Source organism: Aquabacterium sp. (assembly GCF_049274795.1).
Classification (GTDB): Bacteria; Pseudomonadota; Gammaproteobacteria; order Burkholderiales; family Burkholderiaceae_C; genus Aquabacterium.
Genome location: NZ_JBASTH010000101.1, coordinates 63,268 through 80,105 on the forward strand (window position 1 = coordinate 63,268; position 16,838 = coordinate 80,105).

General features: G+C 69.7%; 10 protein-coding genes. 4 read left to right on the forward strand and 6 right to left on the reverse strand.

Annotated features, from left to right (window positions below):
- Positions 1-8: 8 nt before the first annotated feature.
- The 5 genes from WAQ08_RS17425 to WAQ08_RS17445 form a co-directional block, all read right to left on the reverse strand.
- Positions 9-1,085 (reverse strand): FecCD family ABC transporter permease, encoded by a 1,077-nt coding sequence (locus tag WAQ08_RS17425; RefSeq protein ID WP_422193320.1) that lies wholly within the window; start codon positions 1,083-1,085, stop codon positions 9-11.
- Between the two features lie 10 nt (positions 1,086-1,095).
- Positions 1,096-1,965, reverse strand: a complete 870-nt coding sequence (locus tag WAQ08_RS17430; protein WP_422193322.1) for a heme/hemin ABC transporter substrate-binding protein — start codon at positions 1,963-1,965, stop codon at positions 1,096-1,098.
- On the reverse strand, positions 1,962-3,068 hold the full coding sequence (locus tag WAQ08_RS17435; protein WP_422193324.1) for a hemin-degrading factor: 1,107 nt from the start codon (positions 3,066-3,068) through the stop codon (positions 1,962-1,964). Before WAQ08_RS17435 ends, WAQ08_RS17430 begins: the two co-directional genes overlap by 4 nt.
- Before the next feature lie 3 nt (positions 3,069-3,071).
- The gene (locus WAQ08_RS17440) at positions 3,072-3,305 is read right to left on the reverse strand and encodes a hypothetical protein (RefSeq protein WP_422193326.1); all 234 of its coding nucleotides are present in this window, start codon (positions 3,303-3,305) and stop codon (positions 3,072-3,074) included.
- Positions 3,306-3,439: 134 nt separating this feature from the next.
- Positions 3,440-5,131, reverse strand: coding sequence for a M48 family metalloprotease (locus WAQ08_RS17445; RefSeq protein WP_422193327.1), 1,692 nt, complete (start codon positions 5,129-5,131; stop codon positions 3,440-3,442).
- Between the two features lie 148 nt (positions 5,132-5,279).
- On the opposite strand from WAQ08_RS17445, the gene moaC reads away from it, so the two are divergent.
- Complete coding sequence (gene moaC, locus WAQ08_RS17450) at positions 5,280-5,774, forward strand: cyclic pyranopterin monophosphate synthase MoaC (RefSeq protein ID WP_422193329.1); 495 nt, start codon at positions 5,280-5,282, stop codon at positions 5,772-5,774.
- Positions 5,775-5,786: 12 nt separating this feature from the next.
- On the opposite strand, the gene WAQ08_RS17455 is transcribed toward moaC, so the two are convergent.
- Positions 5,787-7,601, reverse strand: a complete 1,815-nt coding sequence (locus WAQ08_RS17455; protein ID WP_422193331.1) for a Wzy polymerase domain-containing protein — start codon at positions 7,599-7,601, stop codon at positions 5,787-5,789.
- A 160-nt stretch (positions 7,602-7,761) separates the two neighbouring features.
- Between WAQ08_RS17455 and WAQ08_RS17460 the strand changes: the two genes are divergently transcribed.
- The 3 genes from WAQ08_RS17460 (at position 7,762) to pbpC (ending at position 16,814) form a co-directional block, all read left to right on the forward strand.
- Entirely contained in the window at positions 7,762-8,493 is a 732-nt protein-coding gene (locus WAQ08_RS17460) for a TetR/AcrR family transcriptional regulator (RefSeq protein WP_422193333.1), read from the forward strand.
- Between the two features lie 93 nt (positions 8,494-8,586).
- A complete protein-coding gene (locus tag WAQ08_RS17465; protein WP_422193334.1) occupies positions 8,587-14,586 on the forward strand; it encodes an alpha-2-macroglobulin family protein in 6,000 nt (1,999 codons plus the stop codon).
- Positions 14,583-16,814 carry a penicillin-binding protein 1C gene (pbpC, locus tag WAQ08_RS17470; RefSeq protein ID WP_422193335.1) on the forward strand — a complete coding sequence of 744 codons (2,232 nt, stop codon included), beginning with the start codon at positions 14,583-14,585 and terminating at the stop codon, positions 16,812-16,814. The genes WAQ08_RS17465 and pbpC overlap by 4 nt, the downstream gene beginning before the upstream one ends.
- Positions 16,815-16,838 lie beyond the last annotated feature (24 nt).

The window sequence follows — 16,838 nt, forward strand, 5'->3', positions numbered from 1 at the left end:
GTCAGTTGTCAGGCAGGTGCGAAGCGGCGGCGCAGCATCCACAGGAAGGCAGGCGCGCCGATCAGGCCCGTGAGCACGCCCAGCGGCAGGTCCGCGGGCGCGAAGGCGGTGCGCGCGATGGTGTCGGCCAGCACCACCAGCACGGCGCCCACCGCGGCCGAGGCGGGCAACACGACACGGTGGTCGGGGCCTGCCAGCAGGCGCACCGCGTGCGGTGCCAGCAGACCGATGAAGCCGATGATGCCGGTCAGCGCGGTGACAGCGCCCACGGACAAGGCCACCCACAGCACGCACAGGCGCTGCACCCGTTCGACCGGCACACCCATCAGGCGCGCCTGCGCCTCGCCCAGCGCCAGCGCATTGAGCGCACGGGCCTGCGACGGGGCCAGGCACAGCACCACCACGACCACCAGCGCACAGGCCAAGGTGCTGTGCCACTGGCTGCCGCCCAGGCCGCCCAGCAGCCAGAAGGTGAGCGTGCGCAACTGGATGTCGCTGGCCAGATGGGACAGCAGGCCCAGCCCGGCACTGGCCAGGGCATTGATGGCCACACCCACCAGCAGCAGCAAGGGCATGTGCACCTGCCCTTGTGCACGCGAGAGCTGCCACACCAGCGCCGTGACCAGCAGCCCGCCCAGGAAGGCGCACACCAGCAGGGGCCACACGCCCAGGCCTTCTTGCAGGGCCAGCGGCCACATCGGCCCGAACACGATGGCGATGCCCGCGCCCAGCGCCGCGCCACTGCTCACGCCGAGCAGCGCCGGATCGGCCAGCGGGTTGCGGAACAGCCCCTGCACCAGCGCACCGGACACGCCCAGGGCCGCGCCTGCCAGCACGGCCATCACCAGGCGGGGCGCGCGGATGTGCCAGAACACCTCGGCTGCGGCCGAAGTGTGGCCGGCGTCGGGCCACAGGTCTTTGAGCGCAACGGCGTAGGCCCCCTGCGTGGCGCCGATCACCAGCGCCAGCAACAAGGCCACGGCAGAGCCCACCGTCAGCGCCAGCGCCGACCAGCGGCCCTCGGGCGATCGCCATGGGTTGGATGACGGCACCGCAGCCGGCGTGTCGAGCGTGCGCGTGCTCATGGACGAACGCTCATGCCAGGGCTTGCCGCAGTTCGTCCAGGGTCTCGGGCAGCCTGGGGCCGAAGCCCAGCAAGGCCATCGCATCCATGGCGATCAGGCGCTGCTGGCGGGCCGCAGGGGTGAAGGCCAGGCCCGGGTGCTGCCAGAAGCGCTCCACGCCGCCACTGGCCTGCACCGAATCCTGCGTGGTGAGAATGATGTCCGGCGCGGCCTGGGCCACGGCCTCGGCCGTGAGGGCCTGGTAGCCACGGCCACCGGCCAGCACATTGCGCACGCCGGCAAAGCTCAGCATGGCGTGCGCGGCGGTGTCCGTGCCCGCGCCTTGCGGCCGGCTGCCGTGCACCATCACGAACAGCACTTTGGGCTCGGGCCGGTTCTGGGCACGGCGTTGTTGCCCGGCCTGTGCCACCCGCTGCAGGCTGGCCTGCCAGCGTTGCTGCAGTTCAGCGTCGAGCGCCTTACCTGCGTCGATGCGGCCCGTGGCCTGCGCCACGGCGCGCACCTTGGCGCGCAGCTCCTCAAAGCTGTGATCGGCCTGCACCAGGTGCAGGGCCAGGCCCGCGCTTTTGAGCTGGTCGAGCACGCGGGCCGGTCCGGCTTCGTTGGTGCCCAGCAGCGCGGTGGGGCGCAGGGCCAGCACACCTTCGGCAGACAACTGGCGCATGTAGCCCACTTTGGGCGTGCGCAGGGCCGCCGCCGGGTAGGTGCTGGTGGTGTCGGTGCCCACCAGCAAGTTCTCGACACCCAGGCGGTAGACCACCTCGGTCATGCCGCCGCTCAGGCTCACCAGGCGCGGCGGGGCCTCCTGGGCACGCAGCAGCGGGATCTGCGCCATCGCCACCGATGCGGCGGCCCCTTGCAACCACAGACGACGCGTCATGCGGCCACCTCCAGCGCCTGGGCTTGCGGCTGCATCAGGCCCTGGGCCAGCGCACGCCAGGCGGGCAGTTCCGGCTTGCCGGGCTTGCGCTCACCGAAGAACATGGCGATCAGCTGCCCCTGGGCATCGAAGATCTCCAGCGAAGTCACCACCCCATCGGCCGTGGGCTTGCTGACCAGCCAGCTTTCGGCGACTTGGTCGGCGCGCAGGTGCAGGTTGAAGTTGTCGTCCAGCACATTGAGCCAGGGGCCGACCGTTTCGATGCGGTGCACCGCGCCGGTGTGGATCTGCAGGCAGGCCGCATTGCCCGCGAACACCATGATGGGCAGGCCGGCACTTGCAGCACGCTGCAGCAGCCATTCCACCGCCAGCAGCGGCATGCGGCGCGTGTGGCGCCCCTCCATCAGGCGAAAGCTCTGCATCCGGCCCACCTGGTGGGTCTTGAGCAGGCCGAAAAATTCATGCGTGTCCTTCATGGCCGACCAGGCCTGCCCCAGCGAGGCGACATCCACCTCGGCATCGGGCCGGTCAGCCGGTATCTGGACGCTGCCCGGCGTGAACAGGGGGCTGGCCTCGGGGCGCGCATGGCGCTGCACCAGTTGCTCCAGCGCCTGCAGATCGGACTGTGCCCTCGCATGCACCTTGTGCACGGCCTGGCCATGCACATCGAAGAACTGCAGGCTGTGCTGCTCGCCCTTGGCCGTGCGCTCGACCACGTGCATGCCCACATGCCAGTGCATCAGGAACAGGCGCAGATCGATCTCGGCGCCCAGCGCCAGGCCCACGGCGCCCTGGGCGCTCACGTTGCGGTACACACCGATCTTTTCATGCACCACGCTCTCGTTGCGCGTCAGGGCCATCACCGGCCCCACGGCCTCCAGCCCCTGCAACTGGGCGATCCAGTCGCCATCGAGCACGGTGACGCTGTACAGGCTGCTGGCGTCTTCGGCCGGGCACATGTGGCTGACGGCGTGTGCGACAAGCGCCTCGCCCTCGCTCACGCCCAGCTTGCGCGCTGCGTCCCGGGCCCGCAGGCCCTGCTGCCGCAGCGCGGCGAATTGCTGGCGCAGGTGCGACTGCGCCGTGTGTTGAGGTGCGGACATCGGTCAGGCCTCCCGGGCCGGCAGGGTCAGGCGATGCCCCGTGTCGGCGGCCGACTCCGGAGCGGGGAAATCCACCACGAAGCGGTACTGTTTGCCACAGTCGAGGATGACTTCCTTCTGCCCCCGTTTGAGCAGGCGGACGTCGATGCGGATGGTGCCGAAGCCGTCATGGGCCAGAACGTCATCGAGCAGACTGAGTAGCTGCGATTTCAGGACCGGAACGGATCGGTTTTCCACAATGATTTCCTCTTGGCGGCACGGGCCGCAGTGCATGTCGTGGTGACGAATGCACGGATTTTAATGAGAATAATTCTCATTAAGATCAAAACACCTGAGCTTGAGGGGTCTTAAAGGAAATCAGGACACGTTGATCAGAGTTCGTCGCGGCTGTCGTCGCGCATGGTCTGGCGCCAGCGCGCCACGCGTGCATCGAGCACGGACAGCTCGATCAGTTCGGCAGAGGTGGGCTGGGTGATGCGCCTGCGCACACCATCCACCCGGTCGATGGCGCCCTGCAGATCACCGGTGGCTGCGGCGGCTTCGGCCTCTGCGCGCACGGCACGCAGGGGCTGGTTCAGGCGCTGCCAGGCCCCGCTGAGGTAGGTCCAGCCGGCGGCATCCTCCGGGCGGTTGCTGAGATGAGGCTGCAGCAGGTTGACCACCTCCTGCAAGGCGGCGGTTTCCTCGCGTGAATCGGGCAGGTTCAGCGTGGTGCGCGCCAGCATCATGATTTCAGGGCGGGCCCTGGGCTGCAGGCCGGAGGCGGTGGGCTGGGCCAGGGCCTGCTGCAGCGTGGTCTGGGCCAGCACGGCACGGCCGGTTTCGACGCCGGCATCGACCTCGGCCAGCGTGAGCACGCGCCGCACCTCGGGCTGCACCGAGGCTGGCAGGGCCTCGGCCTCGCGCCGGGCCTGGGCCAGGGCGCGTTCGGCCTCCATGCGGTCGCGCAGCCGGGTGGCCGCCACCAGCGCGGTGTACTGCAGCGCCAGCTTGTCCACCGGGCTGGCATCGACAGGCAGCAAACCAGGCCGTACCAGCGACATCAGCGACACGCTGCGGGTGTCCATCAGCACCTTGGCCCGCGCCGACATCAGCGCATGGCGGACCTGCAGCAGCGTCTGGGCATCATCGGCCTGGGGCGCGATGGCCTTGTTCCAGGCCTGCGAACCCATGCGCGCACGCGCCTCGCCGATGCGCTCGGTGGTCAAGGGGTGGCTGCGCAGGTAGGGATAGCTGCCGTCATCGTTCAGGCGGGAAGCCTGCTGGAGCTGCTCGAACATCTGCGCCATGCCGGCGGGGGGGTAGCCCGCGTCCGTGAGCACGCCGAAACCGACACGGTCGGCCTCGCGCTCCATGTCGCGCGAGAAATTGAGCTGGCCCTGGATGGCCATGCCCTGCCCGCCCATGATCATGGCCTGGGCCGCCTGTGGCGCCCGGCTGGCAGCCAGCACGCCCAGGATCATGCTGGCCAGCCCCACCCAGGATGTCTGCTTGGACTGGTCGATCATGCGCGCGATGTGCCGCTGCGTGACGTGGGACATTTCGTGGGCCAGCACCGAGGCCAGCTCGTCCGGTGTGCGCGTCATGGCCAGCAGGCCCAGGTGCACGCCGATGTAGCCACCGGGCAGTGCGAACGCGTTCACGCTGCGCTCGCGCACCAGGAAGGGCCGCCAGGCGTAGACGCCTTCCAGATCCGGGCCGATCTCGCCGCGCCGACGGGCGGCGCCTTGCAGGGTCGTCCAGATCGACCCGATGTACTCCAGCACCAGGGGGTCGTCGATGATGTCCGGATCGCGCAGGATGGAACGCATGATGCGATCCCCCAGGCGCCGCTCGGCCGCCGGGCTGAGCGATTGCGAGCTGACATCCCCCAGCGCCGGCAGCAGGTTGCCATCCACATTGGACGCGGCTGCGGCACGCCCGGCTGGCGCCGTGTGCGCCATCAGCGGCAAAGGCAGCGCCATGGGCATCGTCAGCAGGCTCATGCCCAGGATGCGCGCCAGGCGACGCGGCGCGCGGCGGACAACAGGAGAAGCAGGACGCAGTCGGTTCGTGATACTCATCGGGCCAGGGTGTCGTAAGCCACCCAAGTATGCGCTGACTGCGACCCGTCGCCCGCGGTTTGGTTCCACAATGGGCACGGGTTCGGCAGGTTTTACATCCCTTCAAGGATGCGCCCCGGCCCTGTTACCTCCAAAGCACGACGACTGCATGAGCTCCCTCACCCATTTCGACGACCAGGGCCAGGCCCACATGGTGGACGTGTCGGCCAAGCCGGCCACCTTGCGCGTGGCCGTGGCCCAGGGCTGCATCCGCATGGCGCCCGACACGCTGCGCACGATCATGCAGGGCAGCATCGGCAAGGGGGACGTGCTGGGCATCGCGCGCATCGCGGCCATCCAGGGCGCCAAACGCACCGCCGACCTGATCCCGCTGTGCCACCCGCTGCCGCTGAGCAAGGTGGCCGTGGAGCTGGAGTGCCAGGAAGACCTGCCTGGCGTGGTCTGCCGCGTCACCGCGCAGACCGTGGGGCCCACCGGGGTCGAGATGGAAGCGCTGACCGCCGTGCAGGTGGGCCTGCTGACGATCTACGACATGTGCAAGGCCATGGACCGGGGCATGACAATCACCGATGTGGCCCTGCTGGAAAAACGCGGCGGCCGAAGCGGCCATTGGCAGCGCGACGGCAACGGTCCGCAAGCCTGAGGCACTCGACGCTCAACGGGGCAGCACCTGGCGCCAGGTGTAGCGCCCCTTGGGCGGATCGCACTGGAAAGGCCGCGGGGCCACGCCCTTGATGACGTCGGGCTTGCCGCACGCCGCCAGGAACTGCTGGCCCATCGGGTTGCGGAACTCCTTGAGGCGCTGCACCACGTAGCGGGCCTGGTCCACCTGGCCATGCTCGGCCAGCGAGCGCGCGTACGCGATCATCAGCCGCGCATCGACCAGGTTGTGCAAGGTGCGCCGAAACGCCTGGGGCGGGCGGGAAGGCTCGTCGGCATCGGGGCCGGTCACGTCGGCGTAATCGGCCTGGTAGCCAAACCACAGGCGCTTCTGTCCGTGCTGGATGCGCTCGTCCAGCGGGCCGGCACCGGCGCGGGGCGCGTAGATGTTCGCAGCCCATTGGTAGTCGATGGCAGCCCAGAGGGCACCCAACACCATGGCGCCGCACAGCACCAGATGCGCCCAGCCCGTGGGCGGGGATTCGTCCCGCCGCGCGGAGGCCGGCACCACGGGCTCGGCCTTCACGCGCGCCCGCGCCGCCAGGCCCAGACCCCACACGAAGGCACAGGGCAGCAGGAAATAGCTGTACCACAGCGGGTACTCCAGCAGGCTGTGCAAGCCCGCCATGCTGACCATGGTGGCCGCTGCCGGCACCACCGCGTCCGTGTCCTCACGCCCGGGCCACCACAGCACCCACACGCCCCAGGTGCACAGGGCCGCCAGCAGCAGCGCCATCGGCACGCCCAGTTCCACCGCCCACTGCAGCAGCACGTTGTGGGTGTGGTCGAAGAAGGCCACAGGCCGGCTCGGGAACTCGGACAGTGTCCAGGCCAGGTTGAACTCACCCCAGCCCACGCCCGTCCACGGGTTCTGGCGGATCAGGGCCAAGGTGTTGGCCCAGATCTTGAAGCGCGAGCTGGAGATGTCGCTGCCATCGTGCAGGCGCGCCTCGCCCGCGAAGGCATGGCCCTCGCCCACATGCGACCACCACGACATGCCCAGCCACCAGGCGCCATAGACCAGCGGCGCGGCGATCAGCATCCAGCGCAGGGTGCGCGGCAAGCCACGGTCACGCCAGCCCCACAGCAGCAGCAGCACCATGGCCAGCATGCCGGTGCGCGAGGCCGTCCAGACGATGGCGCCCACGCACAGCACCAGCAGCAGTTGCGCCGCATGCAAGGGCCAGCGGCCACGCCGCCCCAGCCACACCGCAGCACACGCGGACCAGAACAGCAAGGTGCTGAAGTGATTGGGCTGGCGCAGATTGCCCACCGCCCGGCCAGGCGTGGTGGATTCGGCGATCAGCGTGCCATCGGCCAACTGGGGGATGAACACCTGGACCACGGCCAGCACGATCCCGGCCACGCCGGCCCAGGCCAGCCCGGCGCAGAACAGGTCCATCAGCTCGGCCACCTCGATGCGGTGCGCCGCGCGCCATGCCGTCCACAACACGACCCAGGCCGACAGGGCCAGCCCCGAGGCCATCAGCCCCATGCCCACTGGCAGGCCTGTGGCCCACACCGAGCCCAGCGCCGACCCCGCGCACAGCCACAGCACCAGCGACAGGCCGACCACCGGTCCATCGGTCTTCATGTTCGATTCATCTCCGCACCCGATCCACCAGGCCAGGGCCATCATCCACAGCCCCCAGCCAAAAACACCCAGCGCCTGGTTGTAGAACGTGATGGAAGGTGGATCGCTTTCGGCCAGCAGGGTGGGCAACAGCAAGGCCAGCAGGGCCAGCGGCAGGCCCAGCAGGCGGACGCCGGGCATGGCCAGGGCGGAAGAAGACAACTGGTTGGCGGTCATGGCGCGCATTGTCGCCGCAAGCCAGGGGCTGTCCTCGGGTTGATCCCAGGCGGCCCAAGCGCGCAACCATGCCGAACGCGCCATTTCCCCCGAGTTCAAGGGGCGGGACTGTCCCTGAGACATGAACGAAGCTGTCACAGTTCACGACAGAATGATTTGTATGACGACTGCCACGCCCACACAACCTGCCCTCCGCCCGAAATCCGGCCGCGGTGGCGCCGGTGAACGCGCCACGCGCGACAACATCATCCGCGCGGCACTGACCCTTTTTGCCAAGCACGGCATCGACGGCGTGTCGCTGCGCCAGATCGTGGCGGCCGCCGGCCAGTCCAACCCCTCCGCCGTGCACTACCACTTCCAGAGCAAGGAAGGCCTGCTCAGCGCCGTGGTCGACCATGTCGCCGAGCAGTTGCAGCCCCTGCAGCAACAGGCCATGGCGGCCCTGTTCGAAGCCCAGGCCCAGGGCACCCTGACCCCGCGTGAGCTGGTCCAGACGGCCATCATGCCCTTCGTCACGCTGTATGGCTCGTCCTACGACGGCCGCATGGCGATCCGCTTCCTTTCGCGCCTGACCTGGCAACGCGACGTGGCCGGCCAGAGCCGCCTGTTCGACAAGGCCTGGAGCTACTGGCGCGATGTGGTCGTGGTGCTGCATGCGCTCACGCCCGAGCAATCCATCGACGTGCTGATGCACCGTGGCGTACTGGTCGGCTGCACCGTGCTGCACGGACTGGCCGACATGAGCCTGCTCAGCCGCCAGACATCCTTCGGCCTGGCCGACATGTTCCGCGAGCACCCCCTGGTGCTGCTGGACCACTTCTGCGATTTCGTCACCGGCGGGCTGGTCGCGCCCACCACCGTGCCGCAGCAGCCCAAGGCCCACGCGGCCTGACCTTCGCTTACCGGCGCCTTTGCGTTTGCTCCTACACTGAGGCCCGCCCATCCACAGGGCGATGGTCTGAGTCACGCTGGGGAGACAACACGCATGAAGCCGGGTTCCAACATCGCCTTCACCGGGCGGCATCTGCAAGCCCTCTGTCTGGGCACGACGATGTGGATGGCGCTCGGCGCCCAGGCCGCCACGGTGGTGCAAAGCACGCCGCAGGGCGAGGTCCGGCAGGTGCGTCAGGTCGTCGTGCGCTTCGACCAGGCCGTCGTGCCGCTGGGCGATCTGCGTCAGGAGGCGCCCTACAGCTTGGCCTGCCAGGGCGCCGCGCCCAAGGGCGAAGGCCGCTGGGTCAATGACCGGCAATGGGTCTATGACTTCGAACAGGATCTGGGCCCGGGTGTACGTTGCCAGGTGCAGCCGCGCAACAACTGGCGCCCGGCCGTGGCCGCCGCCGGCGCCTGGACACAAGCCAAGGCTTTCTCTTTTCAGACAGGCGGCCCTGCGGTGCTGCGCGTGTCGCCCTCCGGTGGTGAGATCGAGGAACAGCAGCACTGGCTGCTGACGCTCAACGGCCCTGCCCTGCCTGCCAGCCTGCAAGGCAATGCCTGGTGCGAGATCGAAGGCGTGGGCGAGCGCGTGCCGCTGGTCGCGGTCACCGGCGCCCCGCGCGAGGCCGTGCTGAAAAGCCGCCGACTCAAGCCCGATGACGCCCGCCAGCTGTTGGTGCATTGCCAGCGGCCACTGCCCAACCAGGCCGCCGTGCGCCTGGTGTGGGGCGCCGGCATCGCCGCGCAATCGCTGCCGCAGGCCGTCACGCGGCAGGCCCAGCAGTTCAACTTCACGGTGCGCCCGCCTTTCGAGGTCGAGTTCAGCTGCGAGCGCGAGAAGGCCCAGGCCCCCTGCCTGCCCTTGCGACCGCTCACGGTGCGCTTCTCATCACCCGTGCCACGCGCGCTGGCCGAGCAGGTGCGTGTGGCGCGCGAAGGCAGCGATGCCCTCAAGCCCTGGTTCGACAAGGATGACAAGACCGAGACAGTCGAGGAACTGACCTTCAAGGCCCCCCTGCCCGAAAACGCCAACCTGGCGGTGGTGCTGCCGGCCAAGCTCAAGGACACGGCGGACCGGACCGTGGCCAATGCGCACGCCTTCCCGATGGCCTTGCGCACTGGCGGCATGCCGCCGCTGGCCAAGTTCGCCACCGCCCCCTTCGGCGTCGTCGAACTGGAGAGTGAGCCCGGCCAACCTCCGCTCTTGCCGATCACGGTGCGCCATGTCGAAGCCGACCTGGGCATCAAGTCACTCGACGCTTCCAAAGCCAGCCTGGAAGGCCGCAGCAAGACCTTGACGCAGGACATCGACATCCTGCGCTGGATCGCCAAGGTGCAGAAGCACCATGAGACCTCGTTCACCGCCAAGGAGTTGGGCTCTCCCGCCTCGCAGTGGAAGGAATGGCGCACCGACAACGACGGCGATGGCCGCGAGATCCGCTACCAGGCCGATCGCCGCATCGGCTCGCGCGAGCTGTCGCTGCTCAACGCGGAAAAGCAGACACAGCGCCTGAAGCTGCCACCCACCAACGCCAAGGACACCCGCCCCTTCGAGGTCGTCGGCATCCCCCTGCCCGGCCCCGGCTACCACGTGATCGAAGTGGCCTCGCCCAAGCTGGGCGCCTCGCTGCTGGCCCAGCCCGCGCCGATGTACGTGCGCACCGGTGTGCTGGTGAGCAACCTGGGCGTGCACCTCAAGCTGGGCCGTGAGAACAGCCTGGTGTGGGTCACCACGCTGGACAAGGCCCGCCCCGTGGCCGGCGCCGACGTGACCATCCTCAACTGCCGCGGCGAATCCCTGTGGGCCGGCCGCACTGATGCGCAAGGCCGCGCCGTGGTCAACCAGCCCCTGGCCGTGCCGCGCTACCAGGGCTGCATCGTCGACAACGGCCTGTTCGTGTCGGCGCGCAAGGCCATCGACCAAGGCCCGCACAAGGGCAAGACCGACCTGGCCTTCGCCTTCTCGGACTGGAACAAGGGCGTGGAGCCCTGGCGCTTCAACGTGCCCACGCAATCACCGCAATATGGTGACAACGCGCCCGAGATGCGCGTGCACACCGTGACCGACCGCGCCCTGCTGCGCGCTGGCGAGACGGTGTCGATGAAGCACTTCGCGCGGCTGGAGACGCGTCAGGGCCTGGCCGCCGTGCCGCGTGAGCGCTGGCCGACCACGCTGCGCATCATCCACAGCGGCAGCGGCGACGAGATCACGCAGCCCCTGTCATGGCGCGCCAATGGCACGGCCCTGTCCACCTGGGCCATCCCGCAGGAGGCCAAGCTGGGCGTCTACGAGGTCTACCTCAGCACCCAGGGCCCGGAAGGCGAGCGGCGCCTGCGGGCCGGGCAGTTCCGCGTCGAAGAGTTTCGCCTGCCCTTGATCCAGGCCCGTGTGGCCGGCCCGAAGGAGCTGCAGGTCTCCCCCACCGAGCTGCCCTTGTCCGTGCAGATGAGTTTCCTGTCGGGCGGCGGCTTCGGCGGTGCCCCCGGCCGCGTGAGCGCCCTGCTGCGCGAACGCTCGGTGAACTTCGCTCAGTACGACGAGTTCAATTTCGAGCCGCCCCGCGCGCCGCGCGACAACGCGCAGGCGGGCAACGACGATGAGAACGGTGACGAAGGCGATCCCGGCCTGATCGCCGGTGGCCGCCTGATCGCCGACAAGCTGCCCCTGGTGACCGACCGCGAAGGCAACGCCCGCCTGGTGCTGCCCAAGCTACCCCCCACGAAGCGGCCCATGGCCGTGCAGGCCGAGCTCAGCTTCAACGACCCGAACGGCGAAGTGCAGACCGTGTCCACCGAGGTGCCGCTGTGGCCCAGTCAGGTGGTGCTGGGTCTGAAGACCGGCAGTTGGGCCAGCACGCGTGGCCAGATGAAGTTCCAGGCCCTGGCGCTGGACACCACCGGCAAGCCCATCGCCAAGCAGGACGTGAAGGTGATCGCCCGCGTCAGCCAGCACCTGAGCACGCGCAAGCGCATCGTCGGCGGCTTCTACAGCTACGACAACCGCACCGAGGTGAAGGAGCTGGGCACCGTCTGCAGCGGCCAGACCGACGCGCGCGGCCTGCTGCTGTGCGAGGCCGAGCTGGACAGCGCCGGCGAGGTCGAACTGGTGGCCCAGGCCAAGGATGTGCGCGGCAACGCCACCGAGGCCGCCACCACCGTGTGGGTCACGCGCCATGGCGAACTCTGGTTCTCGCAGGACAACGACGACCGCATGGACGTGCTGCCCGAGAAGAAGCGCTACGAACCCGGCGAGACCGCCCGCCTGCAGGTGCGCATGCCTTACCGCGAAGCCACGGTGCTGGTCACCGTCGAGCGCGAAGGCGTGATCGACAGCCGCGTGCTCACGCTCAAGGGCGATGACCCGACCATCGAACTGCCCATCCCCAAGGCCACGAGTTGGGCGCCCAATGTGTTCGTCAGCGTGATGGCACTGCGTGGCCGCGTGCACGAGGTGCCGTGGTACTCCTTCTTCACCTGGGGCTGGCGCAAGCCGCTGGCCTGGTGGCACGCCTTCTGGAACGAAGGCCGCGAGTACCAGGCCCCCACGGCCATGGTCGATCTGTCGCGCCCTTCCTTCAAGCTGGGCGTGGCGCAGCTGCACATCGGCCGCGCCCCGCATGAGCTCGATGTGGCGGTGACGCCCGACAAGCAGCGCTACAGCATCCGCCAGACGGTGCGTACCAAGGTACGCGTGACGCAAGGCGGCCAGCCCGTGCAGGGCGAGGTGGCCTTCGCCGCGGTCGATGAGGCCCTGCTGGCCCTGGCCGACAACCCTTCGTGGAAGCTGCTCGACGGCCTGCTGCAGGACCGCCCCTGGGGCGTCGAGACCAGCACCGCGCAGAACGAGATCATCGGCCGGCGCCACTACGGCCGCAAGGCCATCGCCCCGGGCGGTGGCGGTGGCCACAGCGCCAGCCGCGAGCTGTTCGACACCCTGCTGCTGTGGCGTGGCGACGTGGCGCTCGATGCCAACGGCGAGGCCGTGATCGAGGTGCCGCTCAACGATTCGCTCACCAGCTTCCGCCTGGTCGCCATCGCGCAAGGCCCCGCACGCCTGAAGACCACGCCGCCGCAGGAAGCCTTCGGCACCGGCAGCGCCAGCGTGCAGGTCAGCCAGGATCTGCAGATGCTCTCGGGCCTGCCGCCACTGGTGCGCGAGGGTGACCGCTTCGACGCGCTCTTCACCCTGCGCAACACCACCGGCCAACCGATGAAGGTGCGCGCCGAGCTCAAGCCCGCCGAAGACAACACCACGCCCGTGCCCGCCGCACAGGATGTGGACGTGCCCGCACAAGGCGCCCGCGAAGTGCGCTGGACACTGACCGTGCCCGTCGGCCTCAACGCGCTGAACTGGCAAGCCTCGGCCACCACGGCGCGCGCGGACATCGCCGACCGCCTCACCGTCAAGCAGCAGGTGCAACCCGTCGTGCCCGAACGCGTGCTGCAGGCCACGCTGCGCCAGCTCGATGCGCCCTTGAGCCTGCCGGTGCAGCCGCCAGCCGATGGCCTCACGCTCACCACGCCCGACGGCAACCGCGCCCGAGGCGGTGTGCGGGTGGAAGTGCAGCCCAAGCTGACCGGCGCCCTGCCCGGCCTGCGCCGCTTCTTCGAGACCTACCCCTACGTCTGCCTGGAGCAGCAGACCTCCAAGGCCGTCGGCCTGAAGGACCAGGCCCTGTGGGACAGCGTGGCCAAACGCCTGCCCACCTACCTGGACAGCGACGGCCTGGCGCTGTACTTCCCGCCCTCGGCCGGTGACGCGCCCCGCGGCAGTGACCGGCTCACGGCCTACATCCTGGCCGCCACGCACGAGGCCGGCTTCAGCCTGCCCGACAAGCCCCGCGAGCAGATGCTCGAAGGCCTGACCGCCTTCGTGCAGGGCCGCGTGATACGGACATCCTGGAGCCCGCCTGGCCGCCCGCAGACCTTGAACCTGGCCGTGCGCAAGCTGGCCGCCATCGAGGCCCTGAGCCGCCACGGTCGCGCCGAGGCCCGCATGCTCGACAGCATCACCCTTGAGCCCCAGATCTGGCCCACCGCCGCCCTGATCGACTGGCTGAACATCCTGCAACGTGTCGACGGCATCCCCTCGCGTGAGCAGCGCCTGGCCGAAGCCGAGAACACCCTGCGCGCCCGCCTGACCTACGCCGGCACCACCTTGAAGTTCTCCACCGAGACCGATGACTTCTGGTGGTGGCTGATGGACAGCGCCGATGCCAACGCCGCCCGCCTGATCTTGGCCGTGATCGACCGCCCCGGCTGGAAGGACGAACTGCCGCGCCTGGTCACCGGCAGCCTGGGCCGCCAGCGCCAGGGCGCGTGGCTCACCACCACGGCCAATCTGTGGGGCTCGCTCGCGCTCGACAAGTTCTCGCAGCGCTTCGAGAACGTGCCCGTCACCGGCAGCACGGTGGCGCAACTGGGCAGCGCCAGCCTGCGCCACGACTGGTCCGCACAACCGCAAGGCGGCGGCCAGCTGCTGCCCTGGCAGGCAGCATCTGCCAACCAACGGGCGCCCATCACACCGCTCACGGCGCAGCAGCAAGGCGCCGGCAAACCCTGGCTCACCGTGCAGACGCTGGCGGCCATCCCGCTCAAGGCCCCGCTGAGCGCCGGCTACCGCGTGCAGCGCGAGGTCAGCATCGTCGATGGTGACGACCTCAAGCCCGTGCCCGCCGGCCCGCTGCCGCGCGGCACCCTGCTGCGCGTGCGCCTGGTGGTGGATGCCCAGAGCGACATGACCTGGGTCGCCCTGAACGATCCGATTCCCGCGGGCGCCGCCGTGATGGGCAGCGGACTGGGTCGTGACTCGGCCCTGGCCACACGCAGTGAAACGCAGGAAGGCATCTGGCCGGCCTACATCGAGCGCCGCTTCGATGCCTACCGCGCCTACTACGAGTGGATGCCCAAGGGCCGCCACCAGATCGACTACACCGTGCGCCTGAACAACCCGGGCCGCTTCCAGCTGCCGCCCACGCGCATCGAAGCGCTGTACGCGCCGGAGAGCTTCGGCGAAAGCCCCAACGGGGCGGTGGAGGTACGCCCGTGACCCTGCGCGTGGCCGGCGCCAGAGCAGGCCGGAGGGCTCCGCTTGCTGCCCCGCTCGTTGGTATCGCCCTGAGTCTGCTCACCTCGGCCGCCTTCGCCCTGCCCACCTACCAGCAGATCCGCCAAGCCTATACGCCCAGCGACCTCACCCTGCTGGACCGGCACGGCCAGCCGATCCAGACCCTCCGCATCGACCACCAGGCCCGCCGCCTGAGCTGGGTCGGGCTGCAGGACATCTCACCCGCCCTGCGCACCGCCATCGTGCTGTCGGAAGACCAGCGCTTCTGGGCCCACAGCGGCGTGGACTGGCGCGCCGTGGCCGCCAGCGCCTGGGCCAATGCCTGGAACCAGCGCACACGCGGCGCCTCCACCGTCACCATGCAGCTCGCCGGTCTGCTCGACGAGGCCCAGGCTCGTCCGGCCGATGGCCGCAGCCTCACCGGCAAGGTCCGCCAGGCCGTGGCCGCCACCGAACTGGAACGCCGCTGGCGCAAGAGCGACATCCTCGAGGCCTACCTCAACCTCGTGCCCTTCCGCGGCGAGCTGGTCGGCCTGCATGCCCTGTCGCTCACCCTGTTCGACAAGCACCCCTCCGGCCTGGACGCGCAGGAATCCGCCATCGCCGCGGCCCTGGTGCGCGGGCCCAATGCCGCACCGGCCGTCGTCAGCCAGCGGGCCTGCCAGGTGCTGCGCCAGATGCAGCCGGGCCATGGCTGCGCTGGCCTTTCGCTGCTCGTGCAGAGCACCCTGCGCCGCAAGGGCGGCATGCCCATGGGTGAGCAGGCCGCACCGCATGCCGCGCGCCAGATCCTGCAGGCCGCGCGCGATGCGGGTATGGGCCAGAGCGCACAACGCCCCTGGCCAGCCACGCTGCGCACCACGCTCGATGCCGGCATGCAGCGCCTGGCCACGCAACTGCTCAAGCAGCAACTGGCCGAACTGGGCCGGCGCGATGTCGAAGATGGTGCCGTCATCGTGCTGGACAACGCCACCGGCGAGGTGCTGGCCTGGGTGGGCTCGGCCGGCAGCCTGGCCTCGGCCCGCGAGGTCGACGGCGTCATCGCCCGGCGCCAGCCCGGCTCCACGCTCAAGCCCTTCGTGTACGAGCTGGCGTTCGAGCGCCGCCTGCTGACCCCCGCCAGCCTGCTGGACGATTCCCCCGTGCAACTGCCCACCACCAACGGCCTGTACACCCCGCAAAACTACGACCGCAGCTTCAAGGGCTGGGTCAGCGTGCGCCAGGCCCTGGGCAGCAGCCTGAACATCCCCGCCGTGCGCACCGGCGCCATGCTCGGCGAGCAGGCCCTGGCCCAGCGCCTCAACGCCCTGGGCCTGGCCCTGAAAGAACCCGGCGGCTTCTACGGCCCCGGCCTGGCGCTGGGCAGCGCCGAGGTCACCTTGCGCGATCTGGCCAATGCCTACCGTGCCCTGGCCCAGCAAGGGCAGTGGTCACCCGTGCGCTGGCTGCCAGCCTCGACGGCTGGAAGCACATCGCCCCCGCAGACCACACGCCGCGTCATGCAGGCCCCGGCGGTCTACCAGGTCACCCACATCCTGGCCGACAACAGCGCGCGCGCCACCACCTTCGGGCTGGACAGCCAACTGGCCACGCGCGGCTTCACCGCCGTCAAGACCGGCACCAGCAAGGACATGCGCGACAACTGGTGCCTGGGCTACAGCGAGCGCTACACCGTGGGCGTCTGGGTGGGCAATGCCAGCGGCGCCCCCATGCAGGCCGTGAGCGGCACCACCGGCGCCGCGCCCGTGTGGTCACGCCTGATGGCCGAGTTGCACCGGGGGCACCCCTCGCGCGCACCGGCTGCACCAGCTGGTTTGATCGAACAGCCCGTGCAGTTCACCGGCTGGGCGCAGGCCGAACCCGCCCGACAAGAGTGGTTCATCCAAGGCACGCAACAGGCCGTGTGGCGCGTACAGTCGCCACCAGCGCGCCGGGCCATCCTCAATCCGCAAGATGGCGCCATCTACGCCCTCGACCCGGACATCCCGCCGCAGGTGCAACGGCTCACCTTCGAAACAGGGGCCGGCAACACGCGGCGCAGTTGGTGGCTGGACGGCAAGCACCTGGGCCCGGCCCACGGCGGCCAAGCGCTCCGCTGGCTGCCCTGGCCAGGGCGCCACACCCTGGAGCTGCGCGAGGGCCGCACCGTGATCGACCGCATCCGCTTCGAGGTCCGCGGCGCGGCACCACGCGCGCCCGCCAAATCCTGATCGAAGGGGCATACTGCGCAGGCC

What these genes read in the sequence shown, in the direction of transcription:
- moaC (WP_422193329.1), top strand. Translation starts at nt 5,280, where the DNA reads ATGAGCTCCCTCACCCATTTCGACGACCAGGGCCAGGCCCACATGGTG.
- WAQ08_RS17460 (WP_422193333.1), top strand. Translation starts at nt 7,762, where the DNA reads ATGACGACTGCCACGCCCACACAACCTGCCCTCCGCCCGAAATCCGGC.
- WAQ08_RS17435 (WP_422193324.1), bottom strand. Translation starts at nt 3,068, where the DNA reads ATGTCCGCACCTCAACACACGGCGCAGTCGCACCTGCGCCAGCAATTC.
- WAQ08_RS17425 (WP_422193320.1), bottom strand. Translation starts at nt 1,085, where the DNA reads ATGAGCACGCGCACGCTCGACACGCCGGCTGCGGTGCCGTCATCCAAC.
- WAQ08_RS17445 (WP_422193327.1), bottom strand. Translation starts at nt 5,131, where the DNA reads ATGAGTATCACGAACCGACTGCGTCCTGCTTCTCCTGTTGTCCGCCGC.
- WAQ08_RS17455 (WP_422193331.1), bottom strand. Translation starts at nt 7,601, where the DNA reads ATGACCGCCAACCAGTTGTCTTCTTCCGCCCTGGCCATGCCCGGCGTC.
- WAQ08_RS17465 (WP_422193334.1), top strand. Translation starts at nt 8,587, where the DNA reads ATGAAGCCGGGTTCCAACATCGCCTTCACCGGGCGGCATCTGCAAGCC.
- WAQ08_RS17430 (WP_422193322.1), bottom strand. Translation starts at nt 1,965, where the DNA reads ATGACGCGTCGTCTGTGGTTGCAAGGGGCCGCCGCATCGGTGGCGATG.